Annotated in this window: 27 protein-coding genes; 5 read left to right on the top strand and 22 right to left on the bottom strand. The window is 33.7% G+C overall.

Translation table 11 applies throughout. The features are described 5' to 3' along the window. Positions 1–81: 81 nt before the first annotated feature. From atpG to FQU21_RS09025, 12 genes are all read right to left on the bottom strand, one after another. Positions 82–942 carry an ATP synthase F1 subunit gamma gene (atpG, locus tag FQU21_RS09080; protein ID WP_147677691.1) on the bottom strand — a complete coding sequence of 287 codons (861 nt, stop codon included), beginning with the start codon at positions 940–942 and terminating at the stop codon, positions 82–84. Positions 943–1,049: 107 nt separating this feature from the next. Next, positions 1,050–2,630, bottom strand: a complete 1,581-nt coding sequence (atpA, locus tag FQU21_RS09075) for a F0F1 ATP synthase subunit alpha (RefSeq protein ID WP_147677690.1) — start codon at positions 2,628–2,630, stop codon at positions 1,050–1,052. A 42-nt stretch (positions 2,631–2,672) separates the two neighbouring features. Beyond that, positions 2,673–3,209, bottom strand: coding sequence for an ATP synthase F1 subunit delta (gene atpH, locus FQU21_RS09070; RefSeq protein WP_147677689.1), 537 nt, complete (start codon positions 3,207–3,209; stop codon positions 2,673–2,675). Between the two features lie 6 nt (positions 3,210–3,215). Further along, positions 3,216–3,716 (bottom strand): F0F1 ATP synthase subunit B, encoded by a 501-nt coding sequence (locus tag FQU21_RS09065; protein WP_147677688.1) that lies wholly within the window; start codon positions 3,714–3,716, stop codon positions 3,216–3,218. 104 nt (positions 3,717–3,820) lie between these two features. Then, positions 3,821–4,009, bottom strand: a complete 189-nt coding sequence (gene atpE / locus FQU21_RS09060; protein ID WP_004569351.1) for an ATP synthase F0 subunit C — start codon at positions 4,007–4,009, stop codon at positions 3,821–3,823. An 82-nt stretch (positions 4,010–4,091) separates the two neighbouring features. Next, a complete protein-coding gene (gene atpB / locus FQU21_RS09055; protein WP_147677687.1) occupies positions 4,092–5,207 on the bottom strand; it encodes a F0F1 ATP synthase subunit A in 1,116 nt (371 codons plus the stop codon). A gap of 136 nt (positions 5,208–5,343) precedes the next feature. Beyond that, positions 5,344–5,715 (bottom strand): DUF6168 family protein, encoded by a 372-nt coding sequence (locus FQU21_RS09050; protein ID WP_147677686.1) that lies wholly within the window; start codon positions 5,713–5,715, stop codon positions 5,344–5,346. Then, on the bottom strand, positions 5,708–5,947 hold the full coding sequence (locus FQU21_RS09045) for an AtpZ/AtpI family protein (protein ID WP_187269355.1): 240 nt from the start codon (positions 5,945–5,947) through the stop codon (positions 5,708–5,710). Before FQU21_RS09045 ends, FQU21_RS09050 begins: the two co-directional genes overlap by 8 nt. Then, positions 5,910–6,323: a bactofilin family protein gene (locus tag FQU21_RS09040; protein WP_147677685.1), complete on the bottom strand. Its 414-nt coding sequence runs from the start codon at positions 6,321–6,323 to the stop codon at positions 5,910–5,912. Before FQU21_RS09040 ends, FQU21_RS09045 begins: the two co-directional genes overlap by 38 nt. A gap of 6 nt (positions 6,324–6,329) precedes the next feature. Further along, complete coding sequence (porW, locus tag FQU21_RS09035; protein WP_147677684.1) at positions 6,330–8,921, bottom strand: type IX secretion system periplasmic lipoprotein PorW/SprE; 2,592 nt, start codon at positions 8,919–8,921, stop codon at positions 6,330–6,332. Between the two features lie 178 nt (positions 8,922–9,099). After that, positions 9,100–9,609: an acyl-CoA thioesterase gene (locus FQU21_RS09030; RefSeq protein WP_147677683.1), complete on the bottom strand. Its 510-nt coding sequence runs from the start codon at positions 9,607–9,609 to the stop codon at positions 9,100–9,102. Between the two features lie 77 nt (positions 9,610–9,686). Then, positions 9,687–10,622, bottom strand: coding sequence for an HU domain-containing protein (locus tag FQU21_RS09025; RefSeq protein ID WP_147677682.1), 936 nt, complete (start codon positions 10,620–10,622; stop codon positions 9,687–9,689). A gap of 104 nt (positions 10,623–10,726) precedes the next feature. Between FQU21_RS09025 and dprA the strand changes: the two genes are divergently transcribed. After that, positions 10,727–11,830, top strand: coding sequence for a DNA-processing protein DprA (dprA, locus tag FQU21_RS09020; protein ID WP_147677681.1), 1,104 nt, complete (start codon positions 10,727–10,729; stop codon positions 11,828–11,830). Positions 11,831–11,855: 25 nt separating this feature from the next. On the opposite strand, the gene FQU21_RS09015 is transcribed toward dprA, so the two are convergent. Beyond that, positions 11,856–12,665, bottom strand: coding sequence for a DUF1853 family protein (locus FQU21_RS09015; RefSeq protein ID WP_147677680.1), 810 nt, complete (start codon positions 12,663–12,665; stop codon positions 11,856–11,858). A gap of 70 nt (positions 12,666–12,735) precedes the next feature. Continuing rightward, positions 12,736–13,704: a tryptophan--tRNA ligase gene (gene trpS, locus FQU21_RS09010; protein ID WP_147677679.1), complete on the bottom strand. Its 969-nt coding sequence runs from the start codon at positions 13,702–13,704 to the stop codon at positions 12,736–12,738. A gap of 116 nt (positions 13,705–13,820) precedes the next feature. Between trpS and FQU21_RS09005 the strand changes: the two genes are divergently transcribed. Continuing rightward, positions 13,821–14,558: a lysophospholipid acyltransferase family protein gene (locus tag FQU21_RS09005; RefSeq protein ID WP_147677890.1), complete on the top strand. Its 738-nt coding sequence runs from the start codon at positions 13,821–13,823 to the stop codon at positions 14,556–14,558. Positions 14,559–14,634: 76 nt separating this feature from the next. On the opposite strand, the gene FQU21_RS09000 is transcribed toward FQU21_RS09005, so the two are convergent. The 4 genes from FQU21_RS09000 to recA form a co-directional block, all read right to left on the bottom strand. Continuing rightward, the gene (locus FQU21_RS09000) at positions 14,635–16,092 is read right to left on the bottom strand and encodes a porin family protein (protein WP_147677678.1); all 1,458 of its coding nucleotides are present in this window, start codon (positions 16,090–16,092) and stop codon (positions 14,635–14,637) included. After that, a complete protein-coding gene (locus FQU21_RS08995) occupies positions 16,093–16,635 on the bottom strand; it encodes an RNA polymerase sigma factor (protein WP_147677677.1) in 543 nt (180 codons plus the stop codon). It lies immediately after the preceding gene. A 13-nt stretch (positions 16,636–16,648) separates the two neighbouring features. Beyond that, positions 16,649–17,071, bottom strand: a complete 423-nt coding sequence (locus FQU21_RS08990; RefSeq protein WP_147677676.1) for a hypothetical protein — start codon at positions 17,069–17,071, stop codon at positions 16,649–16,651. A 140-nt stretch (positions 17,072–17,211) separates the two neighbouring features. Further along, positions 17,212–18,219 carry a recombinase RecA gene (gene recA / locus FQU21_RS08985; RefSeq protein ID WP_147677675.1) on the bottom strand — a complete coding sequence of 336 codons (1,008 nt, stop codon included), beginning with the start codon at positions 18,217–18,219 and terminating at the stop codon, positions 17,212–17,214. A gap of 512 nt (positions 18,220–18,731) precedes the next feature. Here recA and trhO point away from each other — a divergent pair. Genes trhO through FQU21_RS08970 form a run of 3 tightly spaced genes read left to right on the top strand, consistent with a single transcriptional unit; the run spans position 18,732 to position 21,290 of the window. Beyond that, positions 18,732–19,805 (top strand): oxygen-dependent tRNA uridine(34) hydroxylase TrhO, encoded by a 1,074-nt coding sequence (gene trhO / locus FQU21_RS08980; RefSeq protein WP_147677674.1) that lies wholly within the window; start codon positions 18,732–18,734, stop codon positions 19,803–19,805. A gap of 10 nt (positions 19,806–19,815) precedes the next feature. Beyond that, the gene (locus tag FQU21_RS08975; protein WP_147677673.1) at positions 19,816–21,060 is read left to right on the top strand and encodes a peptidase U32 family protein; all 1,245 of its coding nucleotides are present in this window, start codon (positions 19,816–19,818) and stop codon (positions 21,058–21,060) included. Beyond that, positions 21,060–21,290 (top strand): ferredoxin, encoded by a 231-nt coding sequence (locus FQU21_RS08970; RefSeq protein ID WP_147677672.1) that lies wholly within the window; start codon positions 21,060–21,062, stop codon positions 21,288–21,290. The genes FQU21_RS08975 and FQU21_RS08970 overlap by 1 nt, the downstream gene beginning before the upstream one ends. A gap of 134 nt (positions 21,291–21,424) precedes the next feature. Here the strand turns inward: FQU21_RS08970 and FQU21_RS08965 are convergent, their stop codons facing one another. From FQU21_RS08965 to FQU21_RS08950, 4 genes are read right to left on the bottom strand one after another with little or no spacing between them, the layout of a single operon-like run. After that, a complete protein-coding gene (locus FQU21_RS08965; RefSeq protein WP_147677671.1) occupies positions 21,425–21,781 on the bottom strand; it encodes a DUF6686 family protein in 357 nt (118 codons plus the stop codon). 11 nt (positions 21,782–21,792) lie between these two features. Continuing rightward, positions 21,793–23,994 (bottom strand): PepSY domain-containing protein, encoded by a 2,202-nt coding sequence (locus tag FQU21_RS08960; protein WP_187269354.1) that lies wholly within the window; start codon positions 23,992–23,994, stop codon positions 21,793–21,795. A 45-nt stretch (positions 23,995–24,039) separates the two neighbouring features. Further along, positions 24,040–24,531: a DUF2271 domain-containing protein gene (locus tag FQU21_RS08955; protein WP_246124807.1), complete on the bottom strand. Its 492-nt coding sequence runs from the start codon at positions 24,529–24,531 to the stop codon at positions 24,040–24,042. A gap of 5 nt (positions 24,532–24,536) precedes the next feature. Next, the gene (locus tag FQU21_RS08950; RefSeq protein WP_147677670.1) at positions 24,537–26,030 is read right to left on the bottom strand and encodes an ankyrin repeat domain-containing protein; all 1,494 of its coding nucleotides are present in this window, start codon (positions 26,028–26,030) and stop codon (positions 24,537–24,539) included. Positions 26,031–26,037: the final 7 nt, after the last annotated feature.

Raw genomic sequence — 26,037 nt, 5'->3', positions numbered from 1 at the left:
TTTAAGTATAATTACTCAAAGGGATTTTAAATATATTCTAAGTATACTAAATTTTAATTAGCCACCTCTTCATTTATAAATTTAATTATTTAATGCTTCTGCACCACCAACAATTTCTAAAATCTCGTTGGTAATAGCTGCCTGACGTGCTTTATTATAAGTTAATTTAAGCTGATCTCTTAATTCAGTTGCGTTATCAGTTGCTTTGTGCATAGCCGTCATACGAGCTCCATGTTCACTTGCAAAAGAATCGCGTATACCTTTGTATAATTGTGTTTTTAAAGACTTAGGAATTAACTCTTCGATAATTTCTAATTTCGATGGTTCGAAAACATAATCAGAGTTATTAACAGCAGCACCTTCCACAGGTACAATTGGTAAAAATTGCTCTTTGGTTACAATTTGCGTTGCTGCATTTTTGAATTTATTATAAACAATATCAATTTTATCAAATTCAGCAGCAATAAATTTCGTCATTAAAATCTCTGCAATTTCCGCAACATTATCAAAAGTTAAGTCATCAAAAATATCACTTTTATTATCGATAACCTTATTTGTTTTAGCAAAAGCATCATTCCCCTTTTTTCCTATAGTAAGATAAGACACCTCCATATCGGCATAAGTTTCAGAGGATAATTTAGACACTTCTTTAATAATGTTAGAATTAAAAGCACCTGCCAAACCTCTATTAGAGGTTATGGTTACAATTAACACTTTGTTCACTTCACGTTGCGTGGCATATGCGCTTCCAGAATCAGCATCTAAAGTGGCACTCAAACTTTGTAAAAGCTCGGTTAACTTATCTGAATAAGGACGCATTGCTGTAATAGCATCTTGTGCCTTTTTTAACTTTGCCGCCGATACCATTTTCATGGCACTGGTAATTTGCATCGTTGAAGATACTGATGATATTCTGTTACGTATTTCTTTAAGATTAGCCATTCTTTATTTTATAAAGACTCTGCGATTGCCCTCAGAGTGACGTTAATGATATAATTAAAGTTTAAAAAGCTATGAGTTAAAGATCTAACTCATAACTTAAAACTAATTTATGCGTTATATTTAGCTGAAAGCTCCTTACATACTGCTGTTAATGTATCGGTCACCTCATCTGTTAATTTTCCAGATTTTAAAGTATCTAAAGCACCTCTATGTTTAGCATTTAAGAACTCAATAAAATCTCTTTCAAATTCCTTTATTTTATTTACAGGAACATCTTTTAATAAGTTTTTAGATCCTGCATAAATAATTGCAACTTGATCTTCAACAGTAAAAGGATCGTTCTGAGCTTGTTTTAAAATCTCCACATTACGTTTACCCTTTTCAATTACATTTAAAGTAACCGCGTCCAAATCTGATCCAAACTTAGCGAAAGCTTCTAATTCACGGAATTGTGCTTGATCTAATTTTAAGGTACCTGATACTTTTTTCATTGATTTAATCTGTGCGTTACCTCCAACACGAGATACAGAAATACCTACGTTAATTGCTGGACGAACCCCAGAGTTAAACAAATCGCCATCCAAGAAAATTTGACCGTCTGTAATTGAAATTACATTGGTTGGAATATATGCTGAAACATCGCCTGCTTGTGTTTCAATAATTGGTAAAGCTGTTAAAGAACCTCCACCTTTTACCAATGGCTTTAAAGCATCTGGTAAATCGTTCATATCCTTAGCAATATCATCATTATTAATGACTTTTGCAGAACGCTCTAATAATCTAGAGTGTAAGTAGAAAACATCTCCAGGATAAGCTTCACGTCCTGGTGGACGACGTAATAATAAAGATACCTCACGGTAGGCTACGGCTTGTTTAGATAAATCGTCGTAAATAATTAATGCTGGACGGCCAGTATCTCTAAAATACTCTCCGATAGCAGCACCTGCCATTGGGGCATATACTTGCATTGGAGCTGGATCGGAGGCATTTGCCGCTACTATTGTAGTATAAGCTAAGGCTCCTTTTTCTTCCAACACTTTAGCAATGTTTGCAACAGTAGATGCTTTTTGCCCTACAGCAACATATATACAATATACAGGTTCACCTGCATCGTAAAATTCTTTTTGATTTAAAATGGTGTCAATACAAACGGTTGTTTTACCTGTTTGACGGTCACCAATAACCAACTCACGTTGTCCACGTCCTACAGGAATCATAGCATCAATAGATTTGATACCTGTTTGTAATGGCTCTGTTACGGGCTCACGAAAAACAACACCCGGTGCTTTACGCTCTAGTGGCATCTCGTAAGTATCTCCAGTAATAGGTCCTTTTCCATCGATTGGGTTTCCTAAGGTATCAACAACACGACCTACAATGCCCTCTCCTACTTTAATTGAAGCGATGCGTTTTGTACGTTTTACTGTCGATCCTTCTTTTACCCCAGATGAACCACCTAATAATACAATACCAACATTATCTTCCTCAAGGTTAAGTACAATACCTTCTAAACCGCCTTCGAATTCTACTAACTCACCATATTGTGCGTTAGCCAAACCGTAAGCACGTACAATACCATCACCTACAGTTAATACAGTTCCTACCTCATCTAATGAAGCACTTGCTTCAAAACCTGAAAGTTGTTTTTTTAAGATTGCTGATATTTCAGCTGGATTTACTTCTGCCATCTTTTTAAATATTTAGACCCTTCGACAAGCTCAGGGCAAGTCTTAGTTTAATGTAAATTCTTGTTTTAATTTATTTAACTGATTTGCAACACTTGCGTTATACTGCATATCACCAATTCGTAAAATGAAACCACCTAAAATGCTTTCATCTATAATATTTTTTACTTCAATATTCTTTCCTGTAAGTGTTTTAGCTTTTGCTAAAACAATTTCCTTTAATGCTGATGTTAGTTCTACTGCTGTAGTAACTGTTGCCATTTCAACCCCTTTCGAATTATCTAACAATTGATTATACTTTACAGCTACCTCACCTAAAATATTAATTCTATTATTAGCGATTAAGGTATCAATTAAGTTATTAGTTAATACATTAGAGTTTTTAAAAACCTCTAACAAAGTTGATTTTTTAATTGAAGAAGGAATTACAGGGCTTTGAAGTGCTTCGCTTAAATCTTTACTTGTAGCCAAAGTATTAGCGATTAACTTCATATCATTACCAACAATATCTGCTGTATTTTGATCTGATGCTAAACTTAATAATGCTTTTGCGTAACGTATTGCTGCTCTTGCTCCCGCCATTATAACTTAGTTTAAAGATTTTTCAGCTAACATCGTTTCAACCAATTGTAATTGCTTGTCTTTGTTAGATAATTCTGTACGCATTACTTTTTCGGCAATTTCTAAAGAAATGCCCGCAACCTGATTTTTAAGTTCGGCCAAAGCGGCTTTCTTTTCACCTTCAATAGCAGCTTGTGCTTGAGCTATCATTTTGTTAGCTTGACCTTCTGCTTCAGATTTAGCGTCTTCAATCATTTTGTTTTTCATCTCGCGTGCTTCTTTAAGCATGTCTTCGCGTTCTGCTCTAGCTTCTTGTAATAACTTTTGGTTATCAGCTTGAAGGTTTTGCATTTCTAATTTTGCTTTTTCGGCAGCATCTAATGCGTTTTGAATACCATCTTCTCTTGTTTGTAAAGAGTCTAAAATTGGTTTCCAAGCAAATTTTCTCATTAATACAATTAATATTAATAAAATAATGGCTTGCATAAAAAATAAGCCTGGCGAAAAATCATGTAATAACTGATCCATGTAAAACTATAAATTAGTTGTTATTTGTTTTTGTTTAATTTAAAAAACAGGCCCTGTAACCAACCGTTACAGGAATCTGTTCTTTTTTGTTTTTTAGGAAATTCTTATTTCCCTAAGATTAATGCACCGAATGCTAAACCTTCTAATAAGGCTCCAATGATGATCATTGCAGTTTGGATTTTTCCAGCTGCTTCAGGTTGACGAGCAATACCTTCCATTGCTTTACCACCAATTTGACCTAATCCGATACCACCACCGATAACGATTAATCCTGCTCCAATTAAATTGTACATACTAATTTGATTTTTATAAATATTAATTAAACAAATTCTTTGTTGGATTTCAATTCACGTTGAAATCATACTTTTTTATTTACTAGTGGTGATCGTCGTGTTCTTCAACGGCCATACCAATAAATAACGATGATAACATCGTAAAAATAAATGCTTGTAAAAAGGCTACTAATATCTCTATTACCATTATAAACAAAGATAATACAAGTGACATCCCTGTAGAAACCACAGGCCCAAAAGATACTTTTAATGTAATGGCTAAAGCAATTAAACTCATTACAACAAAATGACCTGCTGTAATGTTTGCAAATAAACGTATTAATAATGAGAATGGCTTGATAACCACAAAACCTACAAGCTCTATAACAGCTAATATTGGGCGTAATATATAAGGTACTCCCGGCATCCATAATGTGTGTGCCCAAAAATCTTTAGAACCACTAAACATATAAATTACTACTGTAAATATAGCTAAACATGCTGTTACAGCAATTTGCCCTGTTACGTTAAAACCTAGAGGTGTTAAACCTAATAAGTTTAAAATCCAGATAAAGAAGAATACCGTTAATAAGAAGCCCATAAATTTACGGTACTTTTTCTCTCCAATATTTGGTTTTGCAATTTCGTCCCGAACGTAGATTACTAAAGGTTCTAATACTCTAGAAAACCCTTTTGGAATCATTTTTCCTTTTTTATAACCTCTTGCTAAAGCACCAAAACCAAGCAGCATTAAGATACCAGCCAATAACATTCCAAAAACAGATTTTGTTATAGAAAAATCTAAAACCTTATGAGCGTTGGTTGCGTGGTGATGTTCATCAAAATTAATTGTTGAAGCACCACTTTCTAATTCGTATATTTTACTGTGAAGTTTTACTAATTTAACATCTCCTTTTTCAACTATCACCTTTCCGGCATCATCATGATGAAATTCCGAAGACATAAATGTTTTTAAACCATTACTAGTCCAAACAATTACAGGCAAAGGAAAACTATAATGTGTTCCCGATTCGTTGTGTGTGTAGAAATGAAAATCGTGCGAATCCTTTAAGTGATGTGCAATATAGTCATTAATTTCTTCTGCTGTATCTACTTTGTTTCCTGGTTTATGTTGTATTTCATCTCCATAAGAAAACATAGAAAACAACGCTAAAACTAAAACTGCTATAAAATTGATAGATTTTTTTACCACCACCATACTTTTTCTAACTAATAAATTTATGCTCTGTAAATTTTGTGCAAATGTAAGTAATAATTTAAAAAAGCAAAGCCTTTTTTTTAATTAGATTTCCTAAGAATAGAAAATTCTTAAAGAATTCTTAAAAAGTTAGTAATTACTTACTATTTAAGAGCTTTGAAACCACTATCGCTTCGACGATTAAAAACAGAACTAAGGGAATTACTAACCCAATACGTTCCATTTGGGATAAATTATCATTAACAAAAACCGACGATTGAAAAATTAAAACAAAAGCGCCAATTTTAAAAAACATTAAAGTTAAATAGGCATAACCGGCCTGGTTGGGGAGTTTTTCTGCAACTATTTCCACAATAACATAAACCAACATTGCAGCCACTGTATGAAAAAGATATATAGAGAGCAGTGAGAACGAAAGCGTTTTGGTTGTTAAATAGTTTTGAAGATTGTACGCTATTAAAAATAAAACTAAAAGAATAAAAGATACAATTGAAATACGCTTAATCATTAAAGTTTGTTTTTGTTTTGGTTACTTGTTTAATAACAGCATACATAGCAATAAAAACGGCTATTAAAGTAACTGTTTTGTAATAGAGTTGGTTGGTGTTATTAAATTTTACATCGAGCCATTCGCCCAATTTACTTCCTAAATAAATTGTTACCCCCATTTGTAGTGCAATGGATGAAAACCTAATAAATGGATTAAGCTGTTTTTTTGGCTGTTTTTTGTTGTCCAGCATGTTGTAATTCTTTTTTATATCCTTGCATGGCACACGATACATTAAAAGTTGCACCAGGCTCAACAGCTAATTTACCAATCTCCACTTCGCCTTCTATAACAGCTGTTGATTTTAAAGTTAATGTTCCAGACAACGCAAGTTTACCTGAAAAAAAACCTTCAAAATAAGCATCGGTACCTTCTAAAACCCCTGTTATAGAGCCCGACTTACCCACCACAACTTTACCTCTAGTTTTAATACTACCGTTTACGGCTCCATCAATTCTAAAATCACCCTCACTCACTAAGTCGCCAACAATTTTTGTTCCTTTGGCTATTATGTTTTGACTGGAAGTTACTTCTGCCATTTGTTTATTTTTTTTACTATCTGAAAACATGAACGTTTAAAGTTTTTGATTATTAAGAGCTAAATAAGTTTCTAAATTTTTATGAACTTGGATGATACTATAATTCTCTGACGAAATCACAAAAAACGGCTTAGCAATTTTGTTTTTATCTTCATCAATTAATAATTGCTCAAATGTTTCAGCGACCACTTCATTTTTTAAACCATGCACCAAAACAAATGTGGTTTCAGGATTATATACATCTACCGACGATGATAACCGATAATATTTAACATGTTTTAAAACAGAATCTAATGATGTTTTAAACTCAGGAATATTTGTTTTTTCAGCATTTTTAAATTGAAAAACAATTTTATAATTTATTTTTACTCCTTCTACAGCATCGATAAAAGTAGAATCTTCGAGCTTTGGAAGCATTTCGGATTCTATTTTTTGAGCCTGCTTGCCTTCGTCTGTATTTGCATAAGTTATTGCTAATTGGTTTATTCCTTTTTTATAAGCTTCAAAACCATATAAACGCCCATTTGCCGTAGCCTTTAAAAGTTCCAACTTGGCAACAATAGGTTCGCCATCAAAACGTTTTATATAATCTTCACTTTTAGAAATAACCTCGGCATAATTTTGATTTTCATGTAAATCGTAAAGCGCTTCATATAAACTTTCAGGGCTATTTTCATCTTTATCTGAAACTAATTCTGGGTGTTCTAAAATAGAAGCATAACGAGACTTTGGATAGTTTTTTATAATCTCTGTTTTTGCTATTGAAGCCTCTCCATTTTCACCTAAAAGTTCGTAAATCTTGTATAGATTATATTTCGATGGCAGAATTAACCGCTCCTCTGGATTACTTTCTAATAAATTCTGAAATTTAGCTTTCGCTAACTCGTATTCTTTAAATTTCTCTTTATAAATTAACCCTAATTGATAATAAGCATAGTTTCTTTGTTTTGAAATACTATCTATTTCCTTTTGTTCTGTTGGAATTTTAGATATATAAAACTGTGGATCATATTTTTCCTCATCTGATGCTAAAGCTAATAAATCGTTGGTTGAATCGGTTTTATATTCACCTGAAATAGTTGTACTCTTACTAGACCATCGCCAATTATCTTCCAAATCACGATTCCCCCAAATTTTTGCAAATTCATTTTTACCATAAGCTACCGTGGTTGGATTATAAAAATAAAACAATGCTGCTTCTCCCGTGGAACTATTTCGTGATTCCTTAGTATTGCCAGAACCTGAAAATCCATTATTTACAGTAATTAGCCCCGCATTAGCACCGCCTTTTTCTAATTTAGCAGCTTCTTTTTCTGCTGCTGCTTCCTCTATTTTAAGAGCTTTTACAAAATTTTCAAAAACAAGTAATCGTTCCGCTTTTGGCAAACGTACCAAATTTAAAATACTGTCATTATTTTTCGCAATAGCTTCGTAATAAATAACATCTTCCAAATTATCACGCTTACGTTTAATAATTCTGAAGGGTTTAGAATTTAACTTCAAGTTACTCATTGTACTATCAAAATAAGCCCCTGCCTTAGCATATTCCGAATTATCGAAAAACATATCCCCAAGTATCTCGTAGTTTTTAGATTTTAAAATCTTGTCTTGAGAATCACTGCGCAATGATTTATTAAAATAGGAAATAGCCAAAGAATCCGATCCATTATTTAAGTGAAAATCTCCAATTTGATGATAAATTTTATCTAAAAACGGCCGGTTTTCACGATTTTCCTCCAATTTGGTAAGCAACTCCATGGCTTCAAATTTATTCCCGTTTTCAAAATCGAAATTTTTAAATTTTTCGAGATAGGCGCTAATCATATAAATTCTAGGCGTTCTTCGGTTAAGTTCAATAACCTTATCGAAGGCAAAATTAGCACTATCTTTAATACCTAATACATTGTAAAGTTGCCCTTGAATAAAACGATACCGCCCTCTTTCATCATTATTCTTTGTTTCATTAGATGCAATTTCTAATTGCGTAATAGCACTATCTACGGCTTTTATATTTAAATACCCTTGAGCTAACATGGATGTGGCATCGGCTAAATCTTGCCCTTTTAATTCTTCTAGCTCTAAAAGGCGCTTTAAATTTTTAATAGCCAATTCATTATTATCCAAACGAATATTCGTTTTTTCTCGCCAAATTCTAGCCTGATTTATCTTGTCGCTTAACGGATATTTATAAAGAATATAATTAAAAGCCTCTATCGCCGGCACAAAACGTTCATCGAAATATCGGGCTTTACCAAGTAATAAATAAGCTTCGTCCATTTGCGGATTTACCTCTTTACCCTGAATATTCATACTATGTTTCTGTATGGCTTTTACAGCTTTTTCTTCAGCGCGCGAAAAATTTTCATTCTTAGATTGCCCGGGCAGCATGACTTCTTCCGAAATTTGCATACGCTCTATAGGCAACACATCCCAATAATTATCTTGATAACTATCGTTTAAACTTCTTTTACCGTCTTCTAAAGCGTTATAACCATTATAAATAGGATTGAACTCCGCCGTTACTGCGTGGAAATTCCGGCTAATAAATTTGTCTTTTTTTCGCGAACAGCTAACTATTAAAATAGTGGCTATTAATAAAGATAATATAGTTTTAAACGATGTTTTCAATGCTGGTGTTTTTAGTCAAAAATAATAACAAGAAACTCAGGCTATTATTATATAGCGTCGTAAAAATAAGCATCTTTTTGGATTTAAACCGCTTAACTACAGAAATTACTTCTTTTTTAGCTCGACACTTAAACCTTAATTATTTGGTATTTAAAGTTTAATAACCAAAGAGATCTTTTTAATCAAAAAGCGCTTTGAGTTCAGACGCTTCGCTTGGTTTTATTTTTCCAGCAAGTAATAAACTCAATTGTTTACGTCTAAGCGCTGCAACAAAACGATCTTTTTCAAGCTTGGTTTCTGGATGTACTTCAGGCACAGGAATAGGACGACCTGTCTCATCTACGGCTACAAAGGTATAAATAGCTTCGTTAGCTTTACTTCGATCTCCAGATTCACGGTCTTCAACCCAAACATCGATAAAAACCTCCATTGAAGTTCTAAACGCTCGAGACACCTTAGCCTCCACACTTACAACACTTCCTAATGGTATAGCCCGATTAAAAGCAACGTGATTTACTGAGGCCGTAACCACAATACGTCGTGAGTGTCTACGGGCAGAAATACTGGCTGCTCGATCCATTCGAGCCAATAATTCGCCTCCAAATAAATTGTTTAACGGGTTGGTTTCACTTGGTAAAACCAAATCTGTCATTATAGTTCTAGACTGTTGAGGTGTTTTTACTTGCATCAAAAAAATTAAGGGTTACAGCGAAACAAAGTTAGGGATTTTTATAAAAGCCAAAGAACACTGTGTATTTTTAAAACTTAGTCTAGCTTTTTAACAAGCAACCAAGCGTCATTATTATGAGAAGATTTAATTGTTCTCAAGGCTTTTTGAGCTTCTAAACGCGTTTCATAACTCGCATAAACCACTTGATGCAAACCATACTTGTTAGTTCCTATTTTTCTAGCATTAAAACCTTCAGATTTTAGTTCCTTTACAATTTTGTTACAGTTTTCCTCAACCCTAAAAGCACCAGCTACAATATGAAAATCACCTGTTTGTTTTGTAGCATTTAAAGTAATTGCTGGTAATGGATTTAAACCAAAAGTCGCTTGTTGAATTTTTGCATCCAATTCTTTTTCAGCTTTTTGCTGTGCTAATTGGTTATGCGTTTCTATTTGATTTACATAAAAATTAGAAGCAACTACCCCCCCAAGAGTTAACGCCAATACGGCAACAGCTGCATATTTTAAATACGATCTGTTTTTACGTTTTTCGGCAGTAACCCCAATTGGAATTACGTTTTCTATTCGCTCAGCTTCGGCTTTGTAAACTTCACGTGATACTACAGTAGTTTCAAATTGTGATAGCCCAAAAGCATCAGTTAAATAATTTAATTTATAAGATGGTTCAAATAAAATTTTACCTTCCTTGTTAAAAACAATAGTTCCTATATTTTCAAAAGATAATGTTTCGCCTTGCTCCAAACTTTCTTTTAAAACCTTAACACGTTTTGCTATTTTTTTATTGGCAAGCTCAAAGGTTGTATCTTCTACATCTGCAATATAATGCGCTAATAACCCATCATTTTTTTGAATTTGCTCATTAAAAGACAGCTCTTTTTTAGGAGGAAAAAACGTATTGTTTTTTTCATTTATCGAGGCCGAGACAGATTGTGTTAAAAATGAGCCCAACTCAGGGATGGTAACACATTCATATCTATATAGTAAGTCGCTTACGTAAGTTTCTAATTGCATAAAGACAAAGTTAGAAAATAATAGTTTTCGATAAAATTTATGTCAATATTTTTATTAACAGATTAAAAATTCTTTTATTGTATGTTGAAAACAAGCCATTTACAATGACAAAAAACAATTTACTCTACACTTTAGCTTTGCAACATATCCCAAATATAGGCGATATTACTGCTAAACGATTAATTTCTCATTGTGGTTCTGCAGAAGCTGTTTTAAAAGAGAAAAGACAAAATCTACAAAAAATTGATGGTATTGGCAGCGTTATTTTAGATAGCTTGTTTAAACCACATCATTTAAAAGAAGCTGAAAAAGAAATCCGCTTTATTGAAGACAACAACATTCAAGTATTTTATTTTGAAGGTGATGATTATCCAGAAAAACTAAAACACTGTATCGATGGTCCCATTTTATTATTCCAATCGGGGAAAGTTAATTTAAAAAAACAACGCCTTATTAGTATTGTTGGCACACGAAAAATTACAACAAACGGCATTGCTTTTTGTGAAAATCTTGTAGAAACATTAAAACCTTTCAATCCTGTAATTATTTCTGGTTTTGCTTATGGCACCGATATTACAGCACATAAAGCCGCCATAAAAAACAACTTACAAACCGTGGCATGTTTGGCGCACGGCCTCGACCAAATTTACCCCAAAGCACATAAAAAGTATATGGTTGACATGGAGAAAAACGGTGGTTTTTTTACCGATTTTTGGAGTACCGATAATTTTGATAGAAACAATTTTTTAAAACGAAACCGAATTATTGCGGGTTTAAGTGAAGCGACTATTGTGATAGAATCTGCCCAAAAAGGTGGTAGTTTAGTAACTGCCGATATTGCGAACTCGTATAATCGTGATGTATTTGCTGTACCCGGCCGCACTACCGACAACCAAAGTCTTGGATGTAATAATTTAATTAAGCAACAGCGTGCACACATGCTTACTACACCGTTAGATGTGCCTTATATTTTAAATTGGGAATTAGAGGATGCTAAAAAACCAGCCATACAAAAACAGTTATTTGTAGAACTGGACGCTACCGAAAAAGTGATTTACAACTATTTAAAAGAAAACGAGAAACAGCAATTAGACATCATTGCTATTAATTGCAACTTACCCATATTTAAAGTGGCTAGTATTTTATTAACTATGGAATTAAAAGGCGTTGTAAGACCATTACCGGGTAAACTATTCGAGATTATTTAGTTTTAAAACCCGTTATTAATAGGAACTACCACCAAACTAAAAAGCATTTTTTTAATTCACCATTTGGTAATTTTAACCAAAAAAGTGGCGAAAATTGGCGTTCTAAAATAGGGTTCGACAATTCTATAAACGCTGAATAGGTTAGCCAATCTACTTGTGTATGTGGTGCAATAATCCAATCTATTTTTTTAGGAATATAAAATTTACAGTTTGAAAACTCAATAAGACTTTCCTTTTTGATGTAGAATCCAACAATACAATCTTGATTTAATGTTTTTAGAATGATTCTTTCTCCAAAAGGAATAAATAATTGGGCTTTAAAATAGACTTGCTGAGTAATTTCTGAAGCTTTTAAACTGAATGTTTCTAAGTAAGATTCACAGTGTTTAGAATAAAGTAGTGGTAATTGCTTTTCGCTAAGTTTCTTAAGTTTTTCTACTAAGGCATCCTTTCTGTTTGGACCAATAAAATGATCTATTTCTGAAGTTCCTACGGAAGCATCATAAACATAAAACTTATAAATAACCTCTAAATGAATGGGCTTTTTATCTTTTAGAAGCAAACAATCTATTTCACCTAAGGTGGTTTTTCCGTTTTGAATTTGAAGATTTTCAGCAAGAATTTTAACAGCTGTATTCCGGCTTAATTCAAAAGAAACTAAACGCTCAATATATTTCCCGAGGCGCAACTTATCATCGATATCTAAATCTATTTTATCCGATTTAGAATCTATTTCAAATTGATACATATTAAAAACCACATCCTTTTTCCATAAACGTGGCGTTTTTAGGAAACCATCGTATCTATTCTGTACGTCTTTGGTGTGTTTTGCCACGGATTTTTGTAAAGTATGTTAAACCTATTAGACTATAAAAATCTAATAGGTTATTTTATAAAGTATCGTATTAATACCCAACCTTTTCGCGAACTCTGCTTAAAACATCATTTGCTACCAATTTTGCTTTTTCAGCTCCAATAGCTAAAACAGCATCAATTTCTTCAAGATTATTCATATAATAATTATAGCGTTCGCGTTGCGTGGCAAACTTTTCAACTATCAATTCAAACAAGGCTTGTTTGGCGTGGCCGTAACCATAATTCCCATTTTCGTAATTGGCTTTCATGGTTTCAATTTGAGCATCGTTTGCCAATAAACTATAAATAGCAAAACAGTTGCAAGTGCTCCAATCTTTTGGATCTTCAAGCGCTGTACTATCGGTTTCAATAGACATAATTTGCTTGCGCAGTTTTTTATCTGGTAAAAATAAATTAATGGTGTTATTGGCACTCTTACTCATTTTCCCTCCGTTGGTTCCAGGAATGAGCATGGTATTTTCTTGTATTTTACCTTCTGGCAATACAAAAGTCTCCCCCATTTTGGCATGAAAACGCGAAGCCACATCACGGGTCATTTCTATATGTTGTAATTGATCTTTTCCAACCGGAATAATATTAGCATCGTATAATAATATATCGGCAGCCATAAGCATAGGATATGTAAATAAACCTGCGTTTACATCCTCTAAACGATCGGCTTTATCTTTAAAACTGTGCGCTAATGTTAAACGCTGATAAGGAAAAAAGCAACTTAAATACCATGACAACTCTGTGGTTTGAGGAATATCACTTTGACGATAAAACACCGTTTTTTCAACATCTAAACCAAAGGCAAGCCAAGTTGCAGCCGTAGAATACGTGTTTTCTCTTAAAACTTTAGCATCTTTAATTTGCGTTAAAGTATGCAAGTTTGCGATAAATAAAAACGAATTATTTTCAGGGGCTTCAGCCATTTTTATTGCTGGAATAATAGCGCCTAAAATGTTTCCTAAATGTGGTGTTCCTGTGCTTTGTATGCCTGTAAGTATTCTTGCCATGTGTGCGTTCCCTAAAATGCGGGAATCTTGTTAAAATTAAACTCAATTTTTGATATATGAGCAAAGGTAATTTTTTTAATAGAATTGCTCAATACAATTATGTATTTTTGAGGACGATGAAAATTTTTAAATACATATTTTGGGTATTCTACCGTATTTGGTTTTATATATTGGTAGCTATACCAATACTTATATTATTACCAATTCTATTAGTTTCTATTGCTAAAGAAGCCTGGTACCCCCTGTTTTTTAGGTTGGCGCGGTTTTGGGCCAAAATAATTTTGGTAGGCATGGGCTTTGCGTATAAAATTGATCGTGAACAAAAACCAGATCGCTCGAAAAGCTATATGTTTATTGCCAACCACACCTCCATGGCAGATATTATGCTTATGCTGGTTTCGGTTAGAAATCCCTTTGTATTTGTTGGAAAGGCCGAATTGGCAAAAATTCCTTTATTTGGTTTTTTCTATAAACGCACTTGTATTTTGGTGGACAGAAGTTCGGCTAAAAGCAGACAAGCCGTGTTTTTAAGAGCACAGCGCAGACTACAAACAGGAGTAAGTATTTGTATTTTTCCTGAAGGCGGTGTACCCGAAGAACATATTGATTTAGATACATTTAAAGACGGCGCTTTCCGCTTAGCCATAAACCACCAAATTCCTATTGTACCTATCACTTTTGCCGATAATAAAAAACGTTTTTCTTATACTTTCTTTAGTGGAAGCCCTGGTAGAATGCGCGTAAAAATCCATAAATTTTTACCAACCGAAGGTTTAACAGCAAAAGACACGAGAACCTTGAATGATACGTCTCGAAACATTATATTCAACCAACTACAAGCTTTTAAAAAATAAAAAACCGCCCTAAGTAGAGCTGCTTTATTCACTATTGATTTTCGAGTTTAAAGAAAATCAAGATTTAACCAAAAACCTAAAATTTAATTGCAACACCAGTATACACCCCAACATAATAAGGTTTAAAATCGCCAAACGTATTTTTAAACGTATTAATTTGATATTTTATCATAGGCTCCAAATTAAGATCAATAGTTTTGTTAAGTTGATAATTTAAGCCCAATCCAAAATTAGCACTATAACTAACTTCATTAATATTGCTGGCCTCTCCTGAAAAGTAAGATTTTGTTCTTTCGGTATCTGTAAAAATCTCGTTTCCATTTAAAAACAAAGAACTAAAACCTCCAATAACATTTAACCCTATTTTTTTATTTACTAGTGCATATTGTAATTCTACTGGCACTTCAACATATCTTAAATTTTGACTAATTGATGTTCGCGAATCATCTATAAAATCGGCTTGTATATTAGCATCCAGCCCCTCACCACTAACCAGCAAAACCTGTGATGACACCCTAACCGTAGAAAGTTTGCTAGTGCTTACATTTTGCAACGGTTTACTACTAACCGAACTTACTCCTGCAGCCTCATAGACCACCACATTATCAATATTATACCCTAAACTTAAATTACTAATCCCCGAACGAACACTTAGCCTATCTGTTAAAGCATAACGCGCCGAAATACCATAACTTATATAAACTTCACCCGATTTTGAATTACTATTAAATTGAGGATCAATAGCAGACCCTTCACCCGATGTATTAAAATAAACAGGGGCCGCATTAGCAGCAATACTCCAACGGCCATCCTTTTCTTTTTTTTCTATAATTATACTATGTGCTTTTGCTAGAGCTTCCTCAATGGTTAAACTTCTATTTTTAGTATTAGCTACAATTTCATTAGGTATTACTTTTTCTTCTATTTTTGTTTCTGCTACAACATCCTTAGTCGCTGTTGGCGTTAAATTATTTTGAGCTTTATAAGAAGAAATAACGGTGTTTTTTTCACTCTCGGAATCTGTTACAATGTTTGTTTTAGCAGGATCTATTGGGCGATTTTCTTCACTTAATCTATTGGATGAAGCCAAAGAACGCTTTTTGATTGTATTGACATTCGAATTAATCGGACTATCTTTTTCTTTTGATGCTGTTTTAACAATTTCCGACTTTTTATTCACCGTTTCTTTCTGAATTTCTTCATTTGAAACTACTGTTTTAATCGAACCAGAGGTATTATTCCCCGAAATACTTTCACCTCCTATTTTAGAGGATCGTGTCGTTTCGGTATCAACAACCTCTTGTTGCTCTATATCTTCAGAAGAGTTAAAAACACCATTAATCCCTAAGCCTAAAAAGAGCAACAATAATGCTGCTACTCCAGCGTAGCGCCACCAAATTGGAATAATTCTACGTGTGTTCTTACTTGTATTAAGTTCGGCCTCAATTTTCTTCCAAACCGCATCACTAGGAACCGGTTCAAAGTCTTTTAAACCCTCCTTAAAAAGTCTGTCTATGTGTTTTTTGTCACGCATTTATAATGATTGCAAATAAGTTGTTTTTTTATGAGTTTCAATAGCTTGCTTCAAAATCTGTCGGGCTCTCGCTAAATTAGATTTCGAAGTTCCTATATTTATTTTCAGCATTTCGGCAATGTCTTTATGCGAATAATCATCTAATACATACAAGTTAAAAACAAGCCTATACCGGTCTGGCAATTCTTGAATGATACGAAGTAAGTAATCTATAGAAAGCTGTTCCTCTTCAATTTCAACTTCAACATTTTCAAGAGTTTCTTCATTAATAATATCAAAAACCTTTTCGTTTCGGTAGCGTTGCATTACGGTATTAATGGTAATACGTTTTAACCAACCTTCAAAAGAACCTTTGTGTTTAAATTGATCTATTTTTTTAAATATGGTTAAAAAAGCGTCTTGTAAATTATCTTCCGCTTCGGTATAATTTCTAGAATACTTTAAGCACACGGCGAAAAGTTTACTCGAAAAGAGTTTATACAGCTCACCTTGTGCTTTAGTATCGTTAGTTTTACAATGTTCTATGAGTTGCTTTAAACTCAAAATTATACACGTGTTAGTTAGTTTCTTCTTCTACAACAGGGACTTCAATAATTAAATATTGATCTTCACCATCGGCATCTTCGCCTTGCCAAAATTTAAAAATATATGAGTCGCTGCTATTAGTGACTATAAAATTAAATGTATCTTCAACTAATTGATCCTCTAGTGTTTCGCAATTATCATCTTCCAAAACATAATTAATTGGAGCTACAATACGTTCATTATCATTTTTACGATAATAAAATTCACTAAAAGAATAGCAGCTAGACGGTTGATAATATGAAACCGTAATGGGATAGGTTTCACCTAATGTAAAAGTTTCTGGAATATCTACACTTTCTACCGGTAAAATATCAAAACTATAATTAGGACTATCATCATTCACACTACAAGAAGCCAAAATTAGTGCTAAACAAATTACAAGCATTTTTCTCATTTCAATAATTTTTTTAGTTAAAATTTACGTTTTGTTTTATAGATGCTCTTTTTACAAAATGGTTGCGTAGACTACTAAATATAGCGCAAAAAAAATCCCGAACACCTCGGGATTTTATATTTTTAAAAGAAAATACTATTTTAATTAACACCTTCTTTAATAGCTACTTTTATTTTTTGTTCTAACTCATCAAAAAGCTCTGGATTGTCTTTTATAATGGCTTTTACAGCATCACGACCTTGGCCAAGCTTGGTATCTTCATAACTAAACCAAGAGCCGCTTTTCTTAACAATTTCGTATTCTACGGCAACATCAAGAATTTCACCAACTTTACTAACACCTTCCCCGTACATAATATCGAATTCGGCCATTTTAAATGGTGGCGCTACTTTGTTTTTCACCACTTTCACTCTAGTTTTGTTACCTAAAACATCACCATTACTACTTTTAATTTGTGTAGAACGACGAATATCTAAACGTACCGATGCGTAGAATTTTAAGGCATTACCACCCGTTGTTGTTTCAGGATTACCAAACATAACACCAATTTTTTCACGCAATTGGTTAATAAATATTACGGTACAATTTGTTTTACTAATAGACCCTGTAAGTTTACGTAAAGCTTGAGACATTAAACGGGCATGTAATCCCATTTTAGAATCTCCCATTTCACCTTCAATTTCACTTTTTGGGGTTAATGCCGCAACCGAATCGACCACAACAATATCAATAGCACCAGAACGAATTAAATTATCGGCAATTTCTAAAGCTTGCTCCCCATTATCGGGTTGAGAAATAATTAAATTATCGATATCGACACCAAGTTTTTCGGCATAAAAACGATCGAAAGCATGCTCAGCATCAATAAAAGCAGCAATACCACCCGCTTTTTGAGCTTCGGCAATAGCGTGTAATGTTAATGTGGTTTTACCCGATGATTCTGGTCCGTATATTTCAATAACACGGCCACGTGGATAACCGCCAACACCTAAGGCGATATCTAATCCTAGTGATCCGGAAGGAATAGCTTCGACATCTTGAATAGCGGCATCGCTCATTTTCATTACTGTCCCTTTTCCGTAGGCTTTATCTAATTTATCTAAAGTAAGTTTTAGTGCTTTTAATTTCGCTTCTTTTTCGCTGCTCATTATATATTTTTTATCTGAAGATTTATTTGCTAAATTACTACATCTTTTGTGAGGATACAATAATAGTTTTCAACATAATGGAGATTTCCATAAAGCTGATTAATTGGTATTTAGAAGAAATTAAGCCTCCCTACGCAACCATTTTACTTATTTTACATCTGTTATATGAAAAAGGGAAAATTGTTTGCTATGAAATTTATCAAAAAAAACAATTATTATTAACTAATTCGAAGAGCGCTTAAATATGTATTATTTAGGCGTTTTTTTTTATGATGCCCTTATTTATGAAAATACACTTATACATTGAATTAAGAAAAAACATAAGCAAACACACGCGCTAGGGATAGTAGTGAAAAGCCCACAGCCCGACGCAAGGAGGTGCGCGGACTTGTAACGAATAGCCCGACCCTTTTCGGGGAGCGCCCAAAAGATTTTCATTCTAAGGCTGAGTTGCTTTGAAAATATTATCTTTGCCGCTTAAAATATTTCTTAACCTTAAAACTTAGTATAGCATGCAACTGTACAACAAATTAAGCGCAGAAGAAAGGGCCGAATTAATTGACAACGCAGGAAAAAGTCGATTAACACTTTCTTTTTATCAATATGCCAAAATTGGCAATCCACAAATTTTTAGAGATCATTTGTTTTTAACTTGGGACGCGATGGACGTTTTGGGTAGAATTTATGTGGCTCATGAGGGAATTAACGGACAATTATCTTTACCAGCCGACCGATTTAATGAATTTAAATCGCATTTGGATACCATAGATTTCTTGAAAGATATTCGGTTAAATATTGCTGTTGAGCAGGATAATAAATCCTTTTTGAAGTTGAAAGTGAAAGTGCGTAACAAAATTGTTGCCGATGGCTTGAATGACGATACCTTTGATGTGCGTAATAAAGGTGTACATGTGGATGCTGACAAATTCAATGCATTAATTGAAGATGAAAATACCGTTTTGGTGGATATGCGAAACCACTACGAGAGTGAAATTGGGCATTTTAAAAATGCTGTAACGCCTGATGTGGATACCTTTAGAGAATCTCTAGATATTATTGAAGACGATTTAAAATCTCACAAAGAAGATAAAAATTTAGTAATGTATTGCACCGGTGGCATCCGTTGCGAAAAGGCGAGCGCTTACTTTAAACATAAAGGTTTTAAAAATGTGTTTCAGTTAGAAGGTGGTATTATTGAATATACACGCCAGGTGAAAGAACAGAACCTAGAAAATAAATTTTTAGGTCAGAATTTTGTGTTCGATGAGCGCCGTGCAGAACGTATTAGTGATGACGTAATTGCGAATTGCCACCAATGCGGCACCCCTTTCGATGTGCACACCAACTGTGCAAACGAGGCTTGCCATTTATTATTTATTCAGTGCGACACTTGCAAGGAAGAAATGAATAATTGCTGTTCTACAAACTGTAAAGAAATTCATGCTTTGCCATACGAAGAACAAAAAGCATTGCGAAAAGGCCAAGGTAATAGTAACGATATTTTTAAGAAAGGTCGTGCCGACCACTTACCATATAAAAAGGATTTACGTAACATTTTTGAGACTTTAAAAGTCGATAAAATCTAAATCTACAGTTATGCAAAACATAGAATTAATGGCGCCTGCCGGTAATTTTGAATCGCTACAAGCAGCTTTAGATAATGGTGCAGATTCGGTTTACTTTGGTGTAGAGCAATTAAATATGCGTGCTAGAGCTTCGGTAAATTTTACCTTAGATGATTTACCAGAAATAGCAAAACGTTGTGAAGCTAAGGGCGTAAGAAGTTATTTAACTTTAAACACTATAATTTACGATCACGATTTATCCATCGTAAAAACCCTAATTACACAAGCTAAAGCAGCCAATATAACGGCTGTGATTGCTATGGACCAATCGGTAATTGCGATGGCCAGAGAGCAGCAAATGGAAGTGCATATTTCTACCCAAATTAACGTAACTAACATTGAAACGGTTAAGTTCTATGCTATGTTTGCCGATACTATGGTTTTAAGTCGTGAGTTAAGTTTACGCCAGGTTAAAAAAATTACCGAGCAGATTGAAAAAGAACAAATAAAAGGCCCATCGGGAAAACTGGTTGAGATAGAAATCTTTGGTCACGGTGCGCTATGCATGGCGGTTTCCGGTAAATGTTATATGAGTTTACATTCGCAAAACTCATCGGCAAACCGAGGGGCTTGTAAACAAAATTGCAGAAAAAAATATACCGTAATCGACCAGGAAACTGGTTTTGAAATGGAGTTGGATAACGAGTATATTATGTCGCCTAAAGATTTATGCACCATCGATTTTTTAGATGAAGTGGTCGATGCTGGTATAAAAGTTTTAAAAATTGAAGGTCGAGGTCGCGCGCCAGAATATGTGGCAAAAGTGATAAAATGTTACCGCGAAGCTATTGATAGTATTGAGAACGGAACTTATAATAAAGAAGAAGTAATAAGCTGGATGCAAACCCTAGAAACGGTTTACAATCGTGGTTTTTGGAGTGGGTATTATTTGGGGCAAAAACTTGGAGAATGGAGTAAAGGTTCTGGATCGCACGCCACACAAAAGAAAGTCTATATTGGAAAAGGTACACACTTTTTTCCTAAAGCTAATGTGGGTGAGTTTAAAATTGAAGCTTACAATATTAATGTTGGCGATACCATTTTAATTACCGGACCAACAACAGGTGCGCAAGAATTAGTGGTTGAAGAATTTTTAGTAAACGACCAAAAATTAAGTGAAGGCACAAAAGGCGATTTGGTAACTATAAAACTACCGTTTAGAATCCGCCAGTCTGATAAACTATATAAAATTGTTGAAAATAAAGTAGAAGCCTAATGGTTGTTATCACGCTACAGCGGAAAAAATGTATTGGTTGTAACTACTGTGTCGAGTTGGCCCCAGAACAGTTTCAGATGTCGAAAAAAGACGGAAAAACCGTATTGCTGCATGGTCAAGATAAAAAAGGATTTTTCACTTTAAAATCTAACGATGAGCTTATTTTTGAAGCTGCGGATCATGCAGCTAAAGCCTGCCCGGTTAAAATTATTTCGGTAAAACAGGTTTAGTGTGTTTTTTGCCACAAATTCACGAATTTATTTTTAAAGCGTATGTGTTAAATTACACGAAATTTGAAACCCCTGGTTTCCGTAAAAAAAATAGAGTTTACTTTTTTAATTTTCGTGTATTTACAGCTATTTAATTAGTTTAAAATAAACGTGTAATCAATATCTTTTAAGTTTAAAACACTTATTCCTGTACGATTTTCTAGGTTAAACAGCGCTTGTAATTCTTTAATTTCTTCCCGTTTAAACATAAGCACCAAATTAGATTGCATGGACGGAATTGGAATTTTACGCTGCACCTTGGCACAAGCGTATTTATTTTCCCAATAATCGATTTCTATATTGATTATATAATCTTTAAATTGCTTAAATTCACTCTGTTTTAATTCTAAATATATATTATTGAATTCCAAATGATACACCCCACATTCACTACAAAAAGAAAGCTCTCCCGAAGGCACTCTAGATAAAATTTTAATACTATTTCTACACATAATCTATCTTTTTAATAGCAGTCCGTTTTTATTTGATTGTTATCTTGAAAAGCACTTAAAGGTAAATTTAACTCCATTGACGTAATGTCATCAAGAACGGCTAATACACCGTTTTGCATGGCAACAGAACCACAAATCATGATAACTCCACCTGTTTTTAAAACTCGTGAAATAATAACTGCTTGTTCCATAATTAAATTCTGAACATATTTTTTCTGATTTTCCTCCTGAGAAAAACTCACATAAAAACCAGAAAGCCCTTTGCTATAAAAAGCACGATCTATTAGTGGTGCATATATTTTAAGTGATGCTTTGGTTCGCCCGCCCCAGAACAGATATTTTTTTGTCAATTTGGTCTCATCATTTAACATACCTAAAAATGGAGCAATACCTGTCCCATTGCAAATCATAACGACTTCTTTAGCTTTTTTGGGGATATAAAATTCGGCATTTAGTTTTATGCAAGCAGTAATCATGTCGTTTATATTTAAGGTGTTAAAGAAATTTGAAACCAATCCGAACTCATGTTTTTTAATACTTAACAGTACATTATCATCCAGTTTTGCAATAGAATACAAGCGTTCTACCGTGTTATTTTCGGGATAAATTGAAAGTAAATCACCCGATTGAAATTTTATTTTTTTATTCGGTTTTAAATGAAGCAAAAAAGATTGATCTTTATTTATTGCTGTACGTTCAACCAACTGAAACGTTATTTGCTTTTTAGAATCTATTCTACTTACAGGTTCTTTTATATCGAGCTTTAAACCTTGACTCTCACTCCATGTTTTTACCCAAACATTAAAATCTGAAAACGATTGATTATTAATTTTTTGAAGTGGAATAGTTGGAATAAAATTTTGATGTAATTGCAACATCGCATCTACCATAATAGCATATTTACAATAATCTGGATAAGCCAAAGAACCGAAACCAACCACAGCATATTGTATGGTATTTGTTTGATTAATGCTGTGAACTAATTTTTCAAAATTACTGGCATTTGTAGGCGCTTCACCCTCGCCGTAAGTCGATGTAAAAACAATAAGATGTTTGGCTTTTTTAAAACTTGAATATTTGTTCAATTCAGTAATAAAAACGGTTTTTCCTGTTTCTAAAAGCGCATTAAAAAAAGCATTTGCTAGTCTGAAGGTGCTTCCTGTTTCCGATCCAATAAGAATAATATATTCCGATTCGTCTTTTTTGAATTTATTTTTTGGCACCACCCTGTTTTTTGTACGCCTAATACTCATAGCAAAACCAGAATAAATAAAAAATAAAATAGCGATACAAGTTAATAGTAAAACAAGAGACCACCATACACTTCCTTGCCCAGTATGCAAGACAAAACTAAAGTTTGAGGCTTGTGTAATTAATGGCTTTTTTTGATTACTAATTATAGCACCCGAAAACTGATTTACAAGTATTTCTTTATCTTTTAATTTTAAGGTAAAATAGTCTTCAATATCATCAGAAAAAGGGAATTCCAAATGCTCGACCTCTTCTAAAGTTGTATTTTGAAATATTTGAAAATCTGAAACATCAAGTTTTTGGGTTTCAGCAAAAGATTCATCTGGAAATTGATGCGCAATTTTTTCCGAAGGTAATAATGAAAACTTTTCTAAAGACAAGTAAACACCGGTAATGGTAACGATGATTATAGGAATAAGCGTGTAGCGACCAATGATGATGTGATAATATTGATTAAACGCTTCTTTTACAATTTTAGAGAAAAACTTTAGAGCACCACCTTGACGTTTAGCTATTAAAACAACGCCCGTTATCGCCATTAAAAGCAATAAAAAAGACACGATACCAATAATAGCACGCCCCGTAGATTTTAAAAATAACGACCGATGTAAATTAGTAGCAAATTTAAAAATAGGTGCTTTTTCAATAAGTTCTCCAATTTTTTTTCCGGTAAACGGATTGATATAAAACGTTTCATTATCGCCATCTTTTGTTATCACCGATGCACTAACAAAATTATTATTGTCTATTTCTATGTTGATGAGTTCATTGTATTCCGTTTGCAACGCACTAATGGTTGTCGCCAAAGACAGCGTTTCCCCATTTTGAACAGCATAAGGTTTTAGCTGATTCGAAATAGGTTCGAAAGCTAAAATTATCCCCGTAACAGAGGCTAGTAAAATAAATAAAGAAGAAGATATAGCCAGAATAAGGTGGCTATATCTCCAAATAGAAATGGTCATTATTGCAATATTTTTTGTTTTAAAGAGTGCTGTACCTTTTAGGTTTTATTGCGGTATCATACGCACGTAACGGATGTATCCTGTCCCCTCATGTTTAAGTTTTACGTTTTCAGATGTTAGTAAGAATTCTACATCTTTGGTATAGTATTCTTTATCTTCTACGGCCGTTTCAAAACGGATACTATAACCAGCATCTATTTTATCGTTATCAATTTCAATCACATTTATAGCGCGTTCGCCTCCTCCAATAGTTGCTCCTGTAATAGCGTCGATATCCGTTCTAGTTTTTCCGTAAAAACGCCACCATTCCGAAATATCATGATACCATTCGTCATCGTCGCCTTGTATATACAAGGTTTTTTCGTACTCGCCTTCAGGGTTAATTAAGGAGATAACAACATAAGCCCCTTCACCTGAATAATTAATCATTTGCACCATGTATTTAAAGGCGTTTGGTTTAGCTGAAAATGCAAAAGTGGCTAATAGCGTTACCGCAAGAAGCGTTAAAAAAGTGTATGATTTAATATTTTTTTTCATGTTTTTTATTTTAAGAAGTTAATATCGCTACCACTAGCTTTTAGCAATTCATTTTCTTGTGCTAAATCGAAAACCGACTCATCGAACTCGGTTAATGCCTTTTTATCTGCACCTTGAGCGATGAGATATTTTAAAATGGTAGTATCTTTAGATTTCATAGCAGCAATATGAAGCACGGAAAGGCCGTCGTTATTCCTTGCATTAATATCTATTTTTGAAGGTTCTAAAAATTTCAATAGATCTAAATCTAGTTTTTCAATCGCGATGTGGTAAAGCGTATTGTTATCTGCTTGTTTAGATGAAAAATTAACGTTATGCGCCTTTAAAAGTTCTGCTTTTTCATAAAACCCAGCTTTGTTTCTTCTGCTAAAAGCATTCACTAAATAATAGGCCAAATTATTGCCTTTAGCATCTATAATTGTCGCATCGGCATTATTGGCTAACAAGTATTCAATAACCTCCGGTTTATTACGTTCAACTGCCAATGTTAATGCCGATTGACCGTCTTTATTCTTTAAATTAATGTTTTTATTATGCTTTGCTAAATGTTTTACAATGTCCAAACTATTAGATTGAGCCGCTTTCATAAAGGGCGTGTTTCCTTTTTTATCAGCTTGATTAACATCAATACCTTTACCAATAAAATAATCTATAATATTAATATCTTTTGTGCTAGACACTACATTAAGCAACGGGTTTACACCTTCTGTAGTGGTTACATTTGGGTTTATCCCTAAGCTTTCTAAATAATTAAAAACATCCATACCGTTAGAATGTCCGCGACCACCCTGACTAGCAAAAATAAAAGCGTTGCCGCCTTTTTTATTGGTGGTATTATATTCAATGCCTTTAGCGACAAGCTTTTTTAGCATATCGATATTTCCAGATTTAGCCGTGTAATTAAACACACCATTTCCGTAATGATCTTTGCTTTTTAAACTGACACCTTTAGTTTCAAAATAATCGACAATATCAAAATTAGACACCTTCGGAATTAAAAGTAAAAGGGCATTGGCGCCATCTTTACTGGTTTCGGTTTTTACATTAGCGCCTTTGGCAATTAGGGCATCATAAATTTTAGTATTTGTTTCTCCTGCTGCTGCTGCAAAAATTAAGGGCGAACTTCCTTTATCATCAATAATATCTACTCGCGCTCCGTTTTCTAATAAATAATTTACAAGCTCTAAGTTTCCAGAATATGAAGCCCAAAACAGGTATGTTCTTCCATCGTGAGTGAGTTTATTAACCTCGTTTTCTTTAAAACTTAAAAGGTGTTTTACAATTTCGAAATCGGCCTTTGAAAAAATAGCACTGGTTACAGCATCGAAACCAGAAGAGGTCAATGCTGTTGGGCTGTTCCCTGCCTCTATGGTTTGTTTTATAGTTTCTAAACTGGGTTTAGAACTCCAGAATTTTTTATCGTGTAATAGGTTTGCATCTTGTGCCGTAATTTGCAAACTAAAGACTAATAAGAGTACTGTATTTAATATTGTTTTCATGAGGGGT

Origin of the sequence: Algibacter pacificus (assembly GCF_008033385.1) — a bacterium.
Lineage (GTDB): Bacteria > Bacteroidota > Bacteroidia > Flavobacteriales > Flavobacteriaceae > Algibacter > Algibacter pacificus.
Note: the sequence above shows the minus strand (reverse complement) of the source record. Positions and strands in the feature narration are given on the sequence as shown.